The sequence below is a fragment of the Bartonella queenslandensis genome (assembly GCF_018155095.1).
Classification (GTDB): domain Bacteria; phylum Pseudomonadota; class Alphaproteobacteria; order Rhizobiales; family Rhizobiaceae; genus Bartonella; species Bartonella queenslandensis_B.
The window spans coordinates 1-17,787 of the sequence record NZ_NAAI01000006.1; the positions used below are offsets into that span (position 1 = coordinate 1).

Sequence of the window (17,787 nt, forward strand, 5' to 3'; positions counted from 1 at the left end):
GATACAGCCTCACCCTCATAAGGCATGGTCCCAATCTCATAGAGGATGCACTCTGCCCTCAAAAGAGTGCATCCTCCCCCTCACGGGATACAGCCTCACCCTCATAAGGCATGTATCCAATCTCATAGAGGATGCACTCTGCCCTCTAAAAGAGTGCATCCTTCCCCTCAAGGGATACAGCCTCACCCTCATAAGGCATGGTCCCAATCTCATAGAGGATGCACTCTGCCTTCTAAAAGAGTGCATCCTTCCCCTCAAGGGTTTTACTCAACTTTCACCACAACGCATTTTAATTTTACTGAACCCTCATTCTTACAAATCTTCGCTCAATGGCATAAAAAGAAGTTTGTCAGCCGTTCTTTTCACCCATCTTACGGGATTCCACTTCCGGACAGAGCTTTAAAAAAATATCCATAAAATAGAATCTGACAGAATTGATTGAGGCAATTAATAGTAAAATTTTGTCAAAATGTAGACAAAGTTTATTCTTTTTTATGACTGTTGTATTTTTACTATAGTCAGTTAAATTGAATCTATATATGATACGTATCGATATTTATTTATAGAAATAAATATAGGAGAAAAACTATGAGTATCAGATATTTTTTCATAGCGGGGGCAATCACAAGTGGTTTAGCTCTCGCAATTCAAAAATCTGATGGTATAGTCAATAAACAGCCCTCTCCTATTGTTGCTCCTTATACTGTTGAAAAAACACATTTAGAGTTTTTTAAACAAGTAAAGAGCTCTTCGGATACATTGAATATACTGAGAATAAGCGGTAGAACTGCATCAGAACAAGCATCAATAAATGATATATATGAAAAAGGTATAAATTTATTAAACGCCTTCGCTAGTTTTTTAGGCTCACTTGTTATATATTTCATACAGCTCATTGCTGCTAGAATATAAGATACAAAAAGTTATTATAATAAAATTGTATACATTGCAAAATTAAATAAAAAGGCCCTTTTGAAACGGGGCCTTTTTTAGTTTTATTTTTATTGTGTTTTTTTATTTTTACTTGCCTCATATTAGCCCTTTAATAGCCTTATATTAGCCCTCAAGAACAGCACTTTGATTTAATTTTCTCCACATCTTAAATGATGAAAACTCTAAAATTTCAAGTTCTCATCTCCATATTGTGAAACAGGGAAAATCTTTTGAAGATAGCAATTATTTTGGGATCGGTGCGTCAACCTTCCTTAACAAAAACTTTAGCCCGTTATTTAGCAGATTGCTTAATGAAGCGTTAAGCATCACTTCATTGGGTTGATTTACGTGACACTCCCTTGCCAATAACAGATCCAGATTATCATCACCAAGTCGAAGCTAATCCAAGCGTCGCGGTAAAACAGTTTGTAAAAACCATCGCAGCCGCTGATGATATTATTCTCGCAAGTCCTCTTTCTCAAGGATCTTATTTAGGTGTTTTAAAAAATGTTCTTGTTAATTTATCCTATAATGCCTTTTTAAATAAACCTGTTGGGCTTATCTCGCATGGAAGTTCCGCCAAAAGATGTACACAACCGTGTGAGCATTTATTGCCGGAGGTGCGCACGCTTTATGGTTATGCACTTCAATGTCAAATTTCTTCTTCCAACGAAGATTTTTCCTCGAATGAGGAAGGTCGTACTTGGAAAATTATCAGTAAAGAGATACAAACACGTTGTGAACAGCTTGCTGATGAAATGTGCACATTTTTACAGAAAAGAGGTGGCATTTAAAGCCAAGGGGGAGGGGATATGCAAAAAAAAGATACGCAATATCGTTATTTAGTTGTAGGTGGTACGGGGATGCTTGCTCCTTTGTATCAATCACTAGAACCACAAGAGGTCATTATTGCTGCACGTTTTTTTTCTCATAAAACCCAGCTTGAGGCATTACAAAATAAACATCTGTGCGTCCCCTTGGATTATGATTGTGCGGCATCACAGGCACAATTTTTAGAAGCTGTGAAGCAATGGCATGGTCTAAAATATTGCGTATTATGGATTCATTCACCCGCGCATGCATTTTCTTGCGCATTAATTGAACAGTTGGCTCTTTTGCCTCACCCACCGTGTATTCTTCATATTTTTGGTTCCAACATTCATGATCAAATGATTGTTGAATGCGCACGTAAAAACAAGATTGATTTCATTTCCATTCAATTAGGACAAAAAGCAACATCAAAAGGTTTTCGATGGCTAACCCATCAGGAGATAAGCCAACAGGTATTGGATGCCATAAAAAATCATATGAAACAACACAGCTTGTAATTCAATCCTTGCTTTTGTTTTTTTTTGACAAACCACTCACCCTTATCTTTACATTTCTGCGTTTTTACGATTTTGTTTATTTACAGAAAGCTGTAGAAACGAGATAAACAGTCCAAGCCCATTGATCACCAACCTTTCCTCCAACTCCTCCACACCATTGCAACCGTTCCACCCCCGTGCCATGTCAAAACCTTTGTGCTTCATTCACGCCCTCTTTTCCCCACCGTCCTTCTCACAACCACCATGCTCTTGATCAAGCACACATCCTTGGCTTTACGTTTCCACGTTTTTATGATTTTGCTTATTTACAGAAAAGAGCAGAGATCAGATAACCATCCAAGCACATTGTCCAAACCTATTGATTGGTATTAGCCTCTTCAAACACAGGTCAACCTGAAATGAAAAGAAACAATATGCCCTCTGCATCTCACTATGACATGAAGGCATAAAGATTTGGACACGGCACGGGTGGAAAGATTACAATGGTGTGGGGGAGTTGGGGAAAAGGCTGGTGATCGATAATCTTGGAATGGTTATCTCGTTTCTACAGATTTCTGTAAATAAGCAAAATCGTAAAAGCGTGTAAACGTAAAGACAAGGGTGTGTACTTTATCAAGAGCATAGAGGTTGTGAGAAGAATGGTGGGGAAAAGAGGGCGTGAATGAAGGCTACACGCGCTTTTTCATTGCTGCTTTTAATTGCCGTGTAACCTTATAATACGAGATCAGACGCTTGATAAAAGAAATATACAGTGCCACAATGGGTATTGTTAAGAACAAATCAAAAATCCCCCCCAACAGAACCATTAAAACCACTGTGGATGCAGCCGCCATCCCGTAATGCATTTATTCTCTTCCTTTTATAAATTGATTGATTGGGGTGATTTACTCACCTCTTCCAATTGCTGAATCTTCTTGTTGAGCCGAGAGGTTAAAATTTCATGAAGGATGATAATAACAGGAACTGTTGCCAAAATACATGCCCATAAAAGAACAAAGAAAAAAAAGTAAGTGGTAATATAGACAAATCTCTTCTCATCTGCCACAAAATTCCCAACATTAAAAAAAATCACATAGGCATAAACTTTAAAAACCATCATGATGAGAGAGAGGCATGAGAAGATGACATAATCTTTATCTGAAAAAGCGAGCCATTTTTTAAATGAATAGAAACTTATTTTTGTATCCAGTGCTAAATTTTGCTGCACAATTTCTTTTAGGCTTTTTTTAGAGAAACAAAAATGCTGCGGCTGTTCCTTCATCAAGCGTCTTTGTTTTTTCACTCTGAAATAGAGCCTCAAACGCTTAATTAAACAATAATAAGGCGCCACGATAAGCATATTGATAAAAATGGCAAAAACCGTCACGAACTCGAGCAGAAAAAGTCCCAACGGCAGAAAAACAATAAAAAGCGCGACCTCATTCTTCATGGCGATCGCCCCATCGATTGATCTTTAGCGGCTTTGTTTTTTTTCCAGTTTTTGCCTTATTTTTCTCAATTTTCGCTCTTTAAAACTGCGCAGCCCCCAAAGGATCGGAAGAGGTGTGAGAAGACAAAACCAAATCAACACCGGTAAGAGAAAAATCAGAGAACCAATCCCCTCCCATCTTTCCCACTGCAACGGCTGTACAAAAGACTTTGCACCCGCAGGAACTTTTAAAGCCATCATGATAAGATATGCACAAAACATGATGGAAAAGGACTTTCCTATCATTTTACGCCTTTTCCCCCCTTTACGGCTTTCTTCTAAAGAGATCCTAAATTTCTTAAAAGAAAAGAAAGACTCTTCAAATGTTGCGTTTTTCTCCTGCATTGATCCCCTCTGTTTTTCTCATTTTTACGCGCCATTTTAATTTTAGTATTAAGCTTTCTTTAATGTATCTAAACTCTTTATTTTTCTCAATAATTTTTTTCCTCAATCCCAATTTTTACATCCATATATTCTAATTTTCCATCCTTCATGTAAAGAATATGGGGACGAGCATTTTTTCCATCAATCTCACAAACCGTGTCTTTTTCGTAAACAATATATCCTTGTTGCCTTAATTCTTGTCTTTTCTCCTCGATCAAATTTTCGTAAATAAAGCGCCTTCTATTGCATAAATCTGGATCTGTGGCTCTAAAATATTCATAACTCTCCACCTCTAGAGAATAGGTCTTTGCCGCCTGTTGAAGCAAATCGTAACTGGGTTGCTTTGTCTTTTCTACCGCCTTAGCGATCACCATCGCGTGTGCCAAGTGCTCTTCTTCGATGCTTGTTTCAAAGCCCAGCCTTTCACCTTCCATAAAGCTTTTGTGATAAGCGTGTAAAGTTTCAACATCTCCCAGCAAAGCTAGAGCGGCAAGATAGCGCAGCGAATAAGGCGTCAATTGAGGGACCACAATTTTATTTTCCCAAGGAAGAGTGCGATATTGAGTACGAAGCATGTTGCCAAGATCAACATCGCCCATTGCCTTTTCTAAAGCTGTCTCGAGCGCATGGCATAAACGCGTTGCGCTTACCTTTTCTTCAAAAATTTCTAATCCCTTCACATCAAAACTCAATTCCAGAGCAATCAAGCCTCCAGAATTATAAGGGTCGATCGTTTGGCAAGCCGCCGCATGAATACCTGAGACCACCGCAATTCCATAATCAAATTGTGGATACCCCTTCTCAGCATGATAAAGAAACTGTACTTCACGATCTGGTAAATAATAGGTCGCCAAATGATCGCCTTTTCCTTCAATTTCCACTTTCCATCCCAAACTCTTTAAAAGTGCCGTTGCACTGTCCATCGTTAGAATATCCTCATCAAAAAGAGAAAACGCGTTCAAAGCGTTGTCTTCAAATGATGGCTTCATCATCGGTGTTTTTCCACTGGGCTGCTCAAAAGCGATAGGATTTTCAAGCACGCGCTTTAATTCTTTTGTCACTTGGCAATACAGCCTCACCCGCTTGAAAGCAGAATAATACAATGCCCAAATAAACATCATAACCACAGCAGAAAGCAGCGTGAAGATTGTCACCCCCACACCCCATGAAAATACGACAATGATATCTCTCATTTTCCCCTCCCCTTCATGTGCTTTTTTGTCGATACGGAGCAGCTATCCGCTTCCAGATTGCCTGCTCCAACTGATCGATCTTTTTTTGCAACAAACGTGTAAAGATGATACGGACCACAAAGGCAACAGGAATGAACACAAAAATAAACCCTGTTATCAACTGCGCGACGAAAAAGAAAGAAACCAAAATAGTCACTTCCCACTCTGTCAGCTTCCACCCAAGCAGCAATGATCCCCAAAAAACCGTTCTAACAGCAGCAAAAATAAAAGTAATGCCAAAAATAACTTTATAATTTTTGCGTGTCAGATACGCTTCTTCAAGCGAAAAAGACCGTGGTTTCCTATCCAATGCTGCATTTTGTTCATCGCTCCTCATTTTTTGCCCCTCATTTGTCTAAAACTTTAAACCATTCGCATGAATCCAACCTTTTGTCTTTACAATAAATTCAATTCATCACGATCAATCGCCTGTTCAATCAATCACTTTGTCTTTTTCCATCTTTTATGCGAGAGAGCATCTTTTCCCTTGACTTTAAACATCACACCAATAGAAGCGTGCCTATAATGCATAAATATCAATATTCGTTTTGCCCTTCTCCCTCACGCGCTTATTTTGTTAATAAATGGTTTTTCTTTGCTGCCAGATTACTTGCTCCAACTGATCGATCTTTTTTTGCAACAAACGTGTAAAGATGATACGGACCAAAAAGCCAACAGGGATCAATAAAAAAAGAAGCGTTGATATAAAACCCAATATTAATGTGAGAATGAATAGGCTATAATTCCACCACCCTGTCAAATCCCACTCAAATAACAGTATAAGTGCTATCTTAAAAGCCTCAATCATAAAAGCAATGCAAAAGATGACTTTATAATTTTTGCTTGTCAGAAACGTTTCTTCAATCGAAAAAGACCGTGGTTTCCTGTCCAATGCTGCATTTTGTTCATCGCTCCTCATTTTTTCCCCCTCATTTGTCTAAAACTTTAAGCCATTTGTATGAATCGACACTTTTGTCCTTCCCAATAAATTCAATTCTCACGATCAATCGCTTGTTCAATCAATCGCTTGTCTTTTTTCATCTTTTATGAAGACAAAATCGGAGAAGCGTTTTTTATCAACTTCAAATAGCATGTTTTTATCTCTCACAATGCATCCCTGTTGTCTTAATGCCTGCTTTATCGCTTCAAGCTATTTTTGATAGAGATATCTTTCTATTATCTCAAGAACCCCAACTCTTTTCAAAACACAACACAAGCATTAAAAAAGCATAAAATGCAAAGAACCCCCATTCTCTCTTCAAGAACACGGCAAAGGCAAAAAGCTCCCCTCTTCACTTTTCCCCTTCATTTTCATGATAGAGGATCATCGGTACTTTTTTCTGTTCAACCTCTTCTTCCAATTGTCGGATCATTTTCTTCAATTGACGTGTTACAATAAAAAGCATCATAAAAACAATGGGTAAGAATAAAAAAGCACCGGCAAGAATCCATGCCAATGGCTCTAATATAGCCGCAGTAAAAAAGTCCTTCTTTCTCCATATCTTAACGAGAAGCGTTATAACTGTCGGAAGTGTCACCATAATGGTCGAAAGATAGAATATTCTTTTATAGTCTTGCCAAACAAGCGAAAGCTGTTTCTTATCAAACACGCTGCTGCTTTTCATTTTTGAGAGATCTGTTTTAAAGCGATATCACGTTCATTCAGCACGCATTTCAGTTCTTTTTTCACCTTACAATAGAGCCGCGCACGCTTGATAAACAGGTAATAAATGATAAAAATTGGCACCCATATTACAACATTTATGAGCATAAAGACTAGGAAAGAACAGGCTGCTAATGCTATCATACTACTCGTCATTTTGTTCCCCTTGCACATTCTGCATACGGATTGCCTGATCGCGTTGTTTTATGGCTACTTCCAATTGTTGAAGTGTTTCTCTCAATTTTCTCGTTAATTTTATGCACATGAGCCCAATGATCGGAAACAAGAGAAAAATTCCTAACCATATAAGCATGCGAATTCCTAAAAGCGGCGGCATTATAAAGTCAATCATATACCCCTTCCACCATACAAGATTTGCGATAGAGAAAGCAAATTGTAGAAGGTAAATAAGAATAAAGACAAAAAGAATTATTTTCCCTTCTTTTGCATAAAGAGGCAGAGATTCTTTAAAGTTCAGAAAGCACACTTTTGCATCAAGGGTCTTATGCGTGAGATTCTGCCTTTTCATTTCTCCCTGATCATTGCACAATTGTTGTATGGCTTGCTTTTGTTGCGTCGTCCTCTTTTTCAATTCTTGAGCAAGTTTAAAGGATAACCTCATATGCTTGATCAACAGGTAAGGAAGTCTGATCATGACCATAAACATTAAAATGGCAATAATCATGCCCCCTAAAAAAGCCCAATATTCTACCATAACGCTCCCTTTTTCCCCTTATCGTATTGATATGAAATCATCATTTTTATTCTCTACTCAAGCCAATGATTCTAATTTCTTCACTACTTTTTTCACGCCATAATGAAGGAGACTATGAAGAATTAAAATGACAGGCAAACTAAAAACACTCAATGCCAAAATAAACAATAACGGCAGCGCACCAATAAAAAACAAAGGCAATATATCACTGTGTGGAACAGCCGTATATCGTGTGATCAAAGATAAAAGAAACGTAACAAATGTGAAAAGCGCAACCGCAATAAAAGTTATATAAGATATTATTTTATAATCTTTTTTTGAAAGTTCTAAAGATTCTTTAAAAGAAAGAACACTGAACTGTGTTGCAGGAACTGTATTCTTCCCTCGACCCTCTGCCTGATAATGTCTTAAATTCTGCGCTGTTGCCTTTTTAAATTTCCTTCGCATCTTACATAACAATATTGCCCGTTTTATCAAAGAATAATAAAGCGCCAAGATAATCTTCACGGTAGAAAAGAGTATCATGGTCCATGCAGAATAAATAAAGATACTCACCCCTAAGGATATCAAGAATAGAATTATTAAAAAAGTCGTTAAAGAAGCGGTCATTCCTCCCCCTATCGTATTTTGTCGAGAGATTGGTTATCTAACCGTTGCTGCTCCGGCACTGTTTCCCACAGCAGCATCATTTCCTTCACATCCCGTTTCAATATGGCGTTAAAAATAGAAAAGAGTGGAAAGAACAGAATAAGAGCGCCAAAAATCACTTGCGGTACAAAACATAAAAAAGCCCAAACACTATTCCACCCTACGTTACGAAGATATTCAATCGCAGGATTGTTTTGAAAAGATCGTATTAAACTTTCCTGAAGTAATTTATCAAAACCTTGTTTCCCCATTTCTTGAAGCTGTTCTTTAGATATAACGTGGAAAAAATCCCACGGCTGCATATAGGTAATCGCGACAAAAAGCACCAACAAGAGGATAGCTAAGCAAAAAATGATGACATAATCTTTTGTTGAGAGAAGCATTCCTTTTTTAAAAGCAGCCGATTGATCCAACACGGACTGCGAGATAAAACCCTTCCCCTCATCGGTAGATTGCTGTTGTGATTGATCTTTGATCATACGGATTTCCCCCATGTCTAAAATGCCCACGCTTCAATACTTGATACCACGCAACCAGCGTGACGAATCCGCCTAACACTCTTTTTACCACGAAGCAAGCACTAATAATTTCTTTTAAGTGTTGTTTTTAATTCCTTGAATCCATGACAACAGACACTCTCTCATGCTTACAAGCCTGAATGCCCCTCTTCCCCCTTATCAATTACACGCCCCTAAAGGACGCCGTTTCACAAAAACCAAGAAACAACACCCCACTGAACACTCCACTGGCAAAAAAAAACAATCGATAATCTAAAATGCACCCACAGCCGCCTTAAAGTTTTGCAATTCTCATCTTTAAATTTCTTAAATTAAAGAAGATCTTCTTTTAAAATTACAAAGAACTGTCTCGTATCTCACAAGTCCCTCAGCTTTATAAAATCCTCTTTTATAAATCCCTCTTTTATCAAGGTATGTTCTTATAATTCTTCTTTGGGTCTTGCATCACGCCATTTAAACAATATCGCCCTTTTCATGCTCATCCTAAAAACCGCAACAGAAACTTTTACTCTCCATTAACTAAGGAGAGATAAAAGGAACTTTCTACCCCAAATCGCTTAATCCTTTACAGTTTATTTTGAGCCGATAAACGATATTTTATTTGAAAATAGAGGGCATCTTATGCTATAATAATGGGGGTGGAGAAGTTCTTTATATCATGCTCTTTTCCTTCAACATCCGGCAAAGTTTCTCTGTAAAGGGCTATTTTATAAGATAAGCGATATCATAACAGACGACGCACAAAGAATAAGATACGCTTAAACAGCGTGATAGAAATCAGATATTTTTATCCAGCGCTCCAAAGCATGCCCCCTCTAAGAAAATTCAATAATAAACCCCAATAATAAACTAATGTCTTTTTAAAGGAGAAATTGAAAAGTTTCCGCAAAAGCGCTCATAAGAAAAAAGCCAAACAATCTTATGAGAAAAGACAAAGGGGATAGCGATAGGATTTTATTTTTTCATTCACATGTGACAAAAATTTCTTTTTTTCCAGAGAGTTTGAGAGATCTGTAGCAAGTAAATCATCCGCTATCGATGCTAAAAGATAAGGATAAACATGATAGGGGAGAAATAACACTGATAGGATCAAGAAAAGAGGAGAAAACACCAGAGGATCTTTTCACTCCATACCGCTGCTGTTCTTTACAAAAGAGTGCGTATCGTTTCTTTTTTTGCTCTGCAACGGCTTATATCCCCCAAAATATTATCTTCCTCCAAATAATTTCCTCCTCCTCAGTATTTTCCCCCACTCTTTGCTTCAAGTGCTTTTTACAACACTGTCCCCCAACAACAGGCAGTTTCTTTTTCATTTAAATGGTAAGTTCATGAAAATAGGTAAAAAACGCGGTAGACCGAAAATAACAAGCAAACTGAGAGAGCCCAATGGCCGTATTTCACGAGCCAAAGGTCAGGGAAAATCTGCACCTCAATCAGCCATTGAAATGCGTGCAAAACATTTTGGGATAAGCCTCGAAGAAGCAAAAAATCCGCTTGTAGGAACTTATATTGGGCGTCTTTGTTTACTTGGCTATAAAGAGGATTCATCAGGCATCAGTAAAGAGCAATATGACACAGCGCAACAATACTTGCAAATCAGAAATGATTATTTATGTGCCAAAGGTTTACCAAACGGCTATTATGATGGCTTTAAGCACAGTGCCTCCGATGAGAAAGCCAAAAAGCAATGGATTGAAAGAGCCACACAACGCTATGAAGAGATGCAAGAAGCAATTAAAGAAGCACAATATCTTCATCGTCAACACAACTTTCATGCGGCATTACAATATCTTGTGAGTGAAGATCAACCACTGCCAACGCTTGTTGCTTCGTTGCGCATTATTCTTGATGCTCTTTATAAACATTTTGACTGTTCTCGCCAAAAGCGCATTCGCTAAAAACCCCTCCTCCCCCTCAAAAAAGCACAAAGATTCGACACCCCACGCTGGATTTTTCCTCCCCTCAATAGGATCTCTTGAGATCCACAAAAATCTTGCCCTTGTCATAGGGATTTTCAAACTTAAAATGCATGCGCAATAAACAAGCCTAAAAATAGTCCCCACCCCCTAAACCAATCCAAGAAACAGACACCCTCAAAGGACACTATTTCCGGCATAACACGAGCCACCTCTTCACACCTCTCTCTGTCGCAATAAACCACACGCCTCATACACTTTATGCTCCCAATGTTGATATCGCAACAACCTTACGATTTTAGACTATTCATTATCGATCTTTTAAGTTCTTTCTTGTACAATTCTATAGGTCAATAAAACTTCCACTCTTTCATAACAGATAAGACATGATTGTAATTCAACATACGTTTTAAATGAGAAAATTTTACGCTCTTGAGATCTCTCATTCAAAATGAATAAAGATAATCTATCATTATAAATCACTCTATTGATCTTGAAAACAACACCTTAACTTTTTTACAAAGAAGCAATGTTTTTAACCCCCAAAAATCTCTACCAACAATCCATCCCCTGTCCCCCTTATATCGACCACAATCCCCCATCCACGCGCCTTCTCCACACACCACACCACAAGCCTCAATCCCCCACACCATTGCAATGATCTCACCGTAATCCCCACCAACAGCTGCCAAATCTCAACATCTCCCAACCACACCGTTCCATCAATAAAGGACCACGAAGTTTAAAGCCACAATTTACCCTCCCCTTTGCCTTTCCTTTTTCAAAAGAAAAAACGTTCTTTGCCACCTCAAAGAAACTTCCCATGAAGACAAGCATATTTTACGGCACAATCAATGAATGCACTTTTTTCTATAGATTTGTTTCCGCGATAAAAAAGGAAAAATAATTGTTTTTCTGTTGACAGAATATGAAAAATCGTATTTAATGACAAATGCGGTAGAGGGGTTTTTGCGTTTAGATTTCATCATTAAATTTTTGTATTGCGATAGGCTGTTAGAGGGCATTGCGTATTATAAAGCGGTGTGTTTTGCAGCAATGTATGGAGTTATATGAAATTTTGCGGTTTGAGAAGATTGCGCTTTGACTGTTAAAGGGGGCAGAAGTTTACTGTCTGATGGTATTTTCTATCTTTTTTAAATCATTTTTCTTTTGCATCATCCAAACCCGTATTTTGAGATATTGAGAGAAAATAGTATCCCCGCCCCTCTCTAAAAAAACATCCCCAACAAAACCTCATTGCAATACATCACAACGTTTCAATACATCACAAAAAGAGTAAGCAATACACAAACAGCAATAAGATGAATACAGCTGTTTCTATTGATACACGACACATTTTAGCCTCACATCTCAAAGCCCCACATCTCTCAAAGCCCTCCACACTTCAAAGAATGAAGCTTTTAACCCACATCACTTTGTTAAGAAATGACAGTTCTTGGGCAGGCGTGCTTGGGATCTACAAACCTTTCCTCTTAAAATTTTCTCATGTTATTTGCTCAGAACTAAAAAGTGCGATACATAAGCCTAAAAATAACCACCACGCTTAAAAAAATACTAAAAATGTATCAAGGGAGGTTTTCCTGATATTACAACAACTCAAGGGATAGTATCGTACGGCATAACGATGTTTTAAAGCAGAGGTAGATAATTTGAGAGCAGATGATGAATATCTTTTTCCGGAAAAAATCAAAAGCATATTCTTAAAAAATAAGCATTGTTTTACACCCAACATCTATTGTGGATGATGTCATTGTTTCATCCGTAAAACTTTTGAAAAAAGGTTGTCATCGCTTTATTGAAATGAGCCATGCGATAGAAATAACTCAGAATATAAAGATAACATCGTCCCCCAAACTTCTTACAATTTTTCCAGATTTTACAGCTGTAAAAAATCTGCTCATTTTTAAAATTAAGAAAGTTTTTGGTTTTAAAAGTTCTCTTATAAAAAGACCAAAAGTACGATTTTTTCTTTAATTTTCAAGAGTCAAAGTCTTTCCTTTAAAACATTATTTGGTCAAAATGTAAGAAAATAATATGGCCTATCGATCATCAATACAAAGGTTGATATGATGAAACCACAAGATTCACAAGACGCCCTCCCTCATTCACCACAAATACCAGAAGGGGCAAGCACACCAGAACCAGAAGGGGCAAGCGCAACAGAACCAGAAGGAGCGCGTGCAGATGCAGCTTTCGAAAACCTTGCAACACATTTAGAGCAGCTCAATATCGAAAAAATAAATTATACCCCTTTCAATCGTGCGGAATTAAAAGATATCATCGCAGGTTTAGAACAGCATAATGCCGATGGAAGTTGGATCAAAAACTATTATGATATTTTAGATCTTTACATGATGCCAGCCTTGGTCGATCAAGCAAATCGTAAATATCCAGAGATGAATCTCAAACTAACCAGCCCCCCTAACGGCTTTGCTCTTGCACTCAAAGACACACTCGAGAACGGTATAAAATCTTCCAGATTTATTGTTAATGCACAAGATAGGGGCATCCATTTTGCGGTTGTTGATCATCAAACCATTGGCGATCAAATATCTTTGATCTTTTTTGAATCGACCTCACTGCGTGACACGCTTCCCGCATTACTGGCATTAAGGACGCGACAAGCTCTTGGATATTACCCATTTCCTCCTATTCATTTTGCCATGGTCGAAATGGATATTCAACGAAGCTCCTCTGAATGTGGAATGTTCAGCTTAGGCCTTGCCAAAAAACTTTATCTCGAATCTCAAAAATTAGAAAGGCTGCACAAAGATAATGTTAAAGGTGTCTTATGTGAACCAGACATGCCTTTACCGGCTGAAAAATTGGATCCGTATATTCCTGCTCGTTTATACAAACACCTGCAAGGAAGAAGACGCCTTATGGAATATTTACAATCCAATCCGGATGCTGAACATGAAAAAGTCAACAAAAAAGGTGAAACTCTTGTCGAGAGATTTGAGAAAAACTTGGTGAAAACGGAGACAAAAATGGCCTCTGTTTCGCAACACAGAAAAAGAGCAACGGAATACAAATCTCTGATGCTGTAATAAACATTTTAGCCATAGCTCTATTGCACATCCACAAAGAATGAAGTGATGTTGCTTTATGGTTAAGATTGTCTCAGCACATTGGTTTTCCTATTTGAAAGAAATCAAGAGGTAAGCGATGTGTCTTTTAAAGACAAAGCGTCATTATTCGATCAAAATCAGCCCATTTTAAAGCTCGTATGTTAAAATTTTGAAGAAACAAAAATCACACGAGAATTTTGAAAATACCCACCCCACTTTCTTATAAAAATAGCTCAAAGATGATTTTTTCCTTAATGTTCAAGAGACAAAGGCTTTTTTTCAAAACATTGTTTAGCCAAAATGTAAGCAAATAATCATCTACCGATTATCAATATGGAGGCTAATAATATGAAGCCACAAGATTCAAAAGACATCTCTCCTCGTTCATCACAAACACCCGAAGGGGCAAGCGCGGAAGAATCCTTAGAAGATCTTATTTCCCGTTTAATGCAGACTTCCGTCCCAAAAGAAGAAGAACATGTTGCACCTAGTTCCAAAGAATTAAAAGATATTATTACAGGCTTAGAAGATGATCTCGCCACGGATCGTTGGCTGAATGCTTATTATGAAGAGACCGATATTAGAGTGATGCCATCTCTCGTAGAAAAAGCCAACAGCAAATATCCGGACATGAATCTTAAATTGGCTCTTACAGCAGAAGAGTTTTCTCACGCACTCAAAGAAGTCGTTGAGAGCGACGCAAAATCTGCCCGATTTATCGTCAATTCGGGAAGCAAAATCCACTTTGCAGCCATTGATTATCAAAAATTTGATGACAAAATCTCTTTGATCATGCTTGAACCTACAACATTCCAGAATATCGCTGCTTGCAAATTAGGGATAAAAATAAATCAAACTCTTGAATGTCTTCAACTGCCTCCTTATTCTTTTACCATGGCGGAAATGGATATTCAACGAAGCCCTTCTGAATGTGGGATGTTCAGCTTAAACCTTGCCAAAAAGCTTCATCTTGAATCTGAGAAATTAGAAAGACTTCATAAGGATAATGTTAAGGGTGTATTATGTGAACCTAATGCATCTTTATCTGCTGAAAAATTAGATTCCTATCTTCCAACCACTTTTTACAAACATGCGCAAGGAAGAAGACGTCTTGACCAATATCTAAAAGCCAATCCAGGTGCTGAACATGAAAAAGTCAACAAAAAAGGTGAAACTTTAACCGAGAGATTTGAAAAAAACTTAAAGAAAGAAGGAGAAAAAACTGTTTCTGTTTCACAACACAGAAAAAGGATTACGGAATACAAATCTTTAGCAATGTAATTGACATTTTTTCTCTCTTCGCTCTTCAACAAAGAAAGCAGTGATATTGTTTTACAGCAGAGATTTCTCTAAGCAAGTTGTTTTTTGTGTTTGTAAAACAAAAATAGCAAACAACTCGCTTCTTAAAGACTCCTCCCTCTTAAAATTGTATCGAAATTCCAAAGCTCTTCTTCGCTCAAAGCTCTTTTAATAATGATCCTATTTGGGTATGCAGAACACTGAACCCATAAAATGCTTTTGTCTTTAGTAAAAGCCCTTTAATAAAATCCTACGTCTTGTTCTTTTGAGAGTGTCCGCTTTATCTCAAGCATCTCCATGCCGTATAACCAACATAACCGCAATAAACCGCGCTTATCGTGCATCAACCCAACACCTACCACACCCACAAGACTCCATCAAAAAAACCAACACAAACTATCGACCACAAGGGAAACACACAACCCCCCTTTCTCTTGCAACACAATTTACTGTTTAGCACCATTACTGTTTCGCACCACGGCTCCTTTTCTCAAAAGAGCAAAAGAATGATGACACGCACCGCAACCTTTATTGAGAAGTTTCACAAGATGCCAGCAATCAACAGCCACTTATACCCCCCAAACCACCGTCCCCATGATAACCACACCAGCCCCCGTCAACGACGATATCGGCAACACTCTCACCTCCCCTATACGATAGACACCATAGCCCCACCAGAGCTCTTACCACCAAACAACCGCAATAGACCACGCTTATCGTGCATCAACCCAACACCTGTCCCACCAACAGGACTCTACCAAAAAAACCAGTACAAGATCTCAAAGCCAAACCATCTACCAAAGGAAACACTCCCACAAACACCCCATTTTCTAAGGAAAACATCACCAACCATTATCCATTTAGCATCTCATAACCAATCTTTTGATTTCATCAAAGTTTCACGTCTCTTCTATTCTTGAAGCGTAAAAAAAATTCATTTTTAATCTGTCAACCAGCCTCACTTTAAAGTGGGGCTTTATTTTATGGAGAAGTAAATGAGAAAAATATCATCTGAAGGGCTTGCACTCATTAAACAATGGGAAGGCTTGCGTTTACATGCCTATAAAGATACCATCGGCGTGTGGACAATCGGCTATGGTCATACCAGCACGGCTGGCAAACCGTTTGTTCATAAGGGCATGATCATCACGGAAAAACAAGCCGAAGAAGTTCTTTATCAAGATTTAAGACAATTTGAGAATACCGTTGAAAAAAATGTGACGGTTTCCTTAACAGATGAACAATTCGCCGCACTCGTATCATTTTGTTATAATGTAGGGACAGCAGCTTTTTGCAAATCAACCCTGCTCAAGAAACTCAATAATGGCGAATATGAAGCTGTACCTTCTGAATTACAAAAGTGGACCAAAGCAGGAGGAAAACGTCTTTACGGTCTTGTCCACCGTCGTGCAGCAGAAGCGGGATTATGGGCAAAAGGCGCTTATGTTTCTCCCAATTATCAAACTGTGGAAACAAAAGAACCAATGGGTTTTTTCAAAGCAGAAGCACTAACACCCATTATAGGTTCTTTTTCTGGACTTGGAGGCTTATTGGCAGGCAATGGCCCCATCCAATGGGCATTAGCAAGCATTATGGTTTTAGCCGCCTGTGCTGGCATTTTCTTTGTGGTAAAACGCTTTCGGGAGCAACGTTTATGATGGGGTGGATGAAAAAAAATTTGACGATAACAGGAGCGGTTCTGACCGCTTTTTTTATCACTTTAGCAAAAGCTTTTACGCTTGGAAAAAAGATTGAACAGCAAAAGCAAACAGAAAAAACATTAAAGTCATCAACAACACGGCTAGAGGTGGAAAATGAAATTAATCAAAAAAGTGATGCTGATGTACGCGCTGGTCTTACTCACTGGTTGCGCAATAAAAACAATCAATGAGCCTTCATCTTGCATTGGTTGGCTGCCCATTTATTTAGATCAAAAAGATCTCAAGAATATCAGCTCAAATCTCGCCAGAGATATTTTAAAGCATAACAAACAAGGGGAAGGCTTGTGTGGGTGGAAACATGGCTAGAAAAAAAACAGAAAAACAAACAGAGCTTACAGAAAAGGAAAAAGAAATTCTCCAAGAAATCATCATGACTTATAAAAGTATAAAAGTGATGTCACGCTATACGAAGTGGGTTATATTCATCATTTTCCTCTTAGTGCTTGATTTTTCACGTATCTTGGATGCATTAGCAAATATTTTTACACAAAAATCGAATATTCAGTTCTAAAATAAACGATGAAACATGAGACGTGTTCAATTAAAAAAACATCCGTTATTAAAAATAACACGGAGATTTTATTGATGATTTTTCACGTCTCATGGACCTTACACGCTGCACAAACGCCATGATGAAATGAATTTTCAAGCATTATAGCGACATTAATTCTATCGGCATGAAAAGAGATTCAAAAAAAATCACGCGGACGAAACTTAAGCTGACACAAGAGAATAATCTTGGAAAACAAATATGCCAACGTGCATTTTTTAAATAACATATTGATATGTGAAGAATTTTATCTTCATCATCCATACCATTAAAACCATTCAAAGAGTTTTCTTTTAAATAAACGCATTAGTTAAGCAAAC

The 17,787-nt window shown here is 37.9% G+C and carries 24 protein-coding genes and 1 pseudogene; 14 read left to right on the forward strand and 11 right to left on the reverse strand.

Annotation, left to right across the window (positions count from 1 at the left end):
- From B5V81_RS05075 to B5V81_RS05090, 5 genes and pseudogenes are all read left to right on the forward strand, one after another.
- The coding region (locus B5V81_RS05075) for a hypothetical protein (protein ID WP_212112405.1) at nt 1–403 on the forward strand (403 nt) is incomplete at its 5' end.
- 185 nt (nt 404–588) lie between these two features.
- Entirely contained in the window at nt 589–912 is a 324-nt protein-coding gene (locus B5V81_RS05080; protein ID WP_212112406.1) for a hypothetical protein, read from the forward strand.
- Nucleotides 913–1,163: 251 nt separating this feature from the next.
- Nucleotides 1,164–1,256 carry an NAD(P)H-dependent oxidoreductase gene (locus tag B5V81_RS08820; RefSeq protein ID WP_244979386.1) on the forward strand — a complete coding sequence of 31 codons (93 nt, stop codon included), beginning with the start codon at nt 1,164–1,166 and terminating at the stop codon, nt 1,254–1,256.
- Nucleotides 1,257–1,271: 15 nt separating this feature from the next.
- A pseudogene (locus B5V81_RS05085) lies at nt 1,272–1,727 on the forward strand (NADPH-dependent FMN reductase); the annotation flags it as partial.
- An 18-nt stretch (nt 1,728–1,745) separates the two neighbouring features.
- On the forward strand, nt 1,746–2,261 hold the full coding sequence (locus B5V81_RS05090; RefSeq protein WP_212112407.1) for a Rossmann-fold NAD(P)-binding domain-containing protein: 516 nt from the start codon (nt 1,746–1,748) through the stop codon (nt 2,259–2,261).
- Nucleotides 2,262–2,309: 48 nt separating this feature from the next.
- Here the strand turns inward: B5V81_RS05090 and B5V81_RS05095 are convergent, their stop codons facing one another.
- The 10 genes from B5V81_RS05095 to B5V81_RS05140 all read right to left on the reverse strand — a co-directional run bounded on the left by B5V81_RS05095 (nt 2,310) and on the right by B5V81_RS05140 (nt 8,850).
- Nucleotides 2,310–2,465 carry a hypothetical protein gene (locus tag B5V81_RS05095; protein WP_212112408.1) on the reverse strand — a complete coding sequence of 52 codons (156 nt, stop codon included), beginning with the start codon at nt 2,463–2,465 and terminating at the stop codon, nt 2,310–2,312.
- A 655-nt stretch (nt 2,466–3,120) separates the two neighbouring features.
- Nucleotides 3,121–3,690, reverse strand: a complete 570-nt coding sequence (locus tag B5V81_RS05100) for a hypothetical protein (protein ID WP_212112409.1) — start codon at nt 3,688–3,690, stop codon at nt 3,121–3,123.
- 24 nt (nt 3,691–3,714) lie between these two features.
- The gene (locus B5V81_RS05105) at nt 3,715–4,074 is read right to left on the reverse strand and encodes a hypothetical protein (RefSeq protein WP_212112410.1); all 360 of its coding nucleotides are present in this window, start codon (nt 4,072–4,074) and stop codon (nt 3,715–3,717) included.
- Between the two features lie 86 nt (nt 4,075–4,160).
- Entirely contained in the window at nt 4,161–5,306 is a 1,146-nt protein-coding gene (locus B5V81_RS05110) for a DUF6990 domain-containing protein (protein ID WP_212112411.1), read from the reverse strand.
- Nucleotides 5,307–5,319: 13 nt separating this feature from the next.
- Nucleotides 5,320–5,682, reverse strand: a complete 363-nt coding sequence (locus tag B5V81_RS05115) for a hypothetical protein (RefSeq protein ID WP_212112412.1) — start codon at nt 5,680–5,682, stop codon at nt 5,320–5,322.
- A gap of 240 nt (nt 5,683–5,922) precedes the next feature.
- Nucleotides 5,923–6,264 (reverse strand): hypothetical protein, encoded by a 342-nt coding sequence (locus B5V81_RS05120; RefSeq protein WP_212112413.1) that lies wholly within the window; start codon nt 6,262–6,264, stop codon nt 5,923–5,925.
- A gap of 373 nt (nt 6,265–6,637) precedes the next feature.
- A complete protein-coding gene (locus B5V81_RS05125; RefSeq protein ID WP_212112414.1) occupies nt 6,638–6,955 on the reverse strand; it encodes a hypothetical protein in 318 nt (105 codons plus the stop codon).
- Nucleotides 6,956–7,153: 198 nt separating this feature from the next.
- Nucleotides 7,154–7,723: a hypothetical protein gene (locus B5V81_RS05130; protein ID WP_212112415.1), complete on the reverse strand. Its 570-nt coding sequence runs from the start codon at nt 7,721–7,723 to the stop codon at nt 7,154–7,156.
- Between the two features lie 57 nt (nt 7,724–7,780).
- A complete protein-coding gene (locus tag B5V81_RS05135) occupies nt 7,781–8,170 on the reverse strand; it encodes a hypothetical protein (protein ID WP_244979389.1) in 390 nt (129 codons plus the stop codon).
- Between the two features lie 170 nt (nt 8,171–8,340).
- Nucleotides 8,341–8,850: a hypothetical protein gene (locus tag B5V81_RS05140; RefSeq protein ID WP_212112417.1), complete on the reverse strand. Its 510-nt coding sequence runs from the start codon at nt 8,848–8,850 to the stop codon at nt 8,341–8,343.
- 1,367 nt (nt 8,851–10,217) lie between these two features.
- Between B5V81_RS05140 and B5V81_RS05145 the strand changes: the two genes are divergently transcribed.
- The gene (locus B5V81_RS05145; protein ID WP_212112418.1) at nt 10,218–10,787 is read left to right on the forward strand and encodes a hypothetical protein; all 570 of its coding nucleotides are present in this window, start codon (nt 10,218–10,220) and stop codon (nt 10,785–10,787) included.
- 553 nt (nt 10,788–11,340) lie between these two features.
- Here B5V81_RS05145 and B5V81_RS05150 read toward each other — a convergent pair.
- On the reverse strand, nt 11,341–11,514 hold the full coding sequence (locus B5V81_RS05150; RefSeq protein ID WP_212112419.1) for a hypothetical protein: 174 nt from the start codon (nt 11,512–11,514) through the stop codon (nt 11,341–11,343).
- A gap of 1,381 nt (nt 11,515–12,895) precedes the next feature.
- Here B5V81_RS05150 and B5V81_RS05155 point away from each other — a divergent pair.
- The 8 genes from B5V81_RS05155 (at nt 12,896) to B5V81_RS05185 (ending at nt 17,428) form a co-directional block, all read left to right on the forward strand.
- On the forward strand, nt 12,896–13,876 hold the full coding sequence (locus tag B5V81_RS05155) for a YopJ/AvrA family T3SS effector serine/threonine acetyltransferase (RefSeq protein WP_212112420.1): 981 nt from the start codon (nt 12,896–12,898) through the stop codon (nt 13,874–13,876).
- 369 nt (nt 13,877–14,245) lie between these two features.
- Nucleotides 14,246–15,178, forward strand: a complete 933-nt coding sequence (locus B5V81_RS05160; protein ID WP_212112421.1) for a YopJ/AvrA family T3SS effector serine/threonine acetyltransferase — start codon at nt 14,246–14,248, stop codon at nt 15,176–15,178.
- Between the two features lie 289 nt (nt 15,179–15,467).
- Nucleotides 15,468–15,653 carry a hypothetical protein gene (locus B5V81_RS05165; RefSeq protein WP_212112422.1) on the forward strand — a complete coding sequence of 62 codons (186 nt, stop codon included), beginning with the start codon at nt 15,468–15,470 and terminating at the stop codon, nt 15,651–15,653.
- 49 nt (nt 15,654–15,702) lie between these two features.
- Nucleotides 15,703–16,116 (forward strand): hypothetical protein, encoded by a 414-nt coding sequence (locus B5V81_RS05170; protein ID WP_212112423.1) that lies wholly within the window; start codon nt 15,703–15,705, stop codon nt 16,114–16,116.
- Between the two features lie 75 nt (nt 16,117–16,191).
- On the forward strand, nt 16,192–16,854 hold the full coding sequence (bgtA, locus tag B5V81_RS05175; RefSeq protein ID WP_212112424.1) for a gene transfer agent endolysin BgtA: 663 nt from the start codon (nt 16,192–16,194) through the stop codon (nt 16,852–16,854).
- A complete protein-coding gene (locus B5V81_RS05180; protein WP_212112425.1) occupies nt 16,851–17,087 on the forward strand; it encodes a hypothetical protein in 237 nt (78 codons plus the stop codon). The genes bgtA and B5V81_RS05180 overlap by 4 nt, the downstream gene beginning before the upstream one ends.
- The gene (locus B5V81_RS08825; protein WP_244979390.1) at nt 17,011–17,223 is read left to right on the forward strand and encodes a hypothetical protein; all 213 of its coding nucleotides are present in this window, start codon (nt 17,011–17,013) and stop codon (nt 17,221–17,223) included. Before B5V81_RS05180 ends, B5V81_RS08825 begins: the two co-directional genes overlap by 77 nt.
- Nucleotides 17,216–17,428 (forward strand): hypothetical protein, encoded by a 213-nt coding sequence (locus B5V81_RS05185; protein ID WP_212112426.1) that lies wholly within the window; start codon nt 17,216–17,218, stop codon nt 17,426–17,428. Before B5V81_RS08825 ends, B5V81_RS05185 begins: the two co-directional genes overlap by 8 nt.
- Nucleotides 17,429–17,787 lie beyond the last annotated feature (359 nt).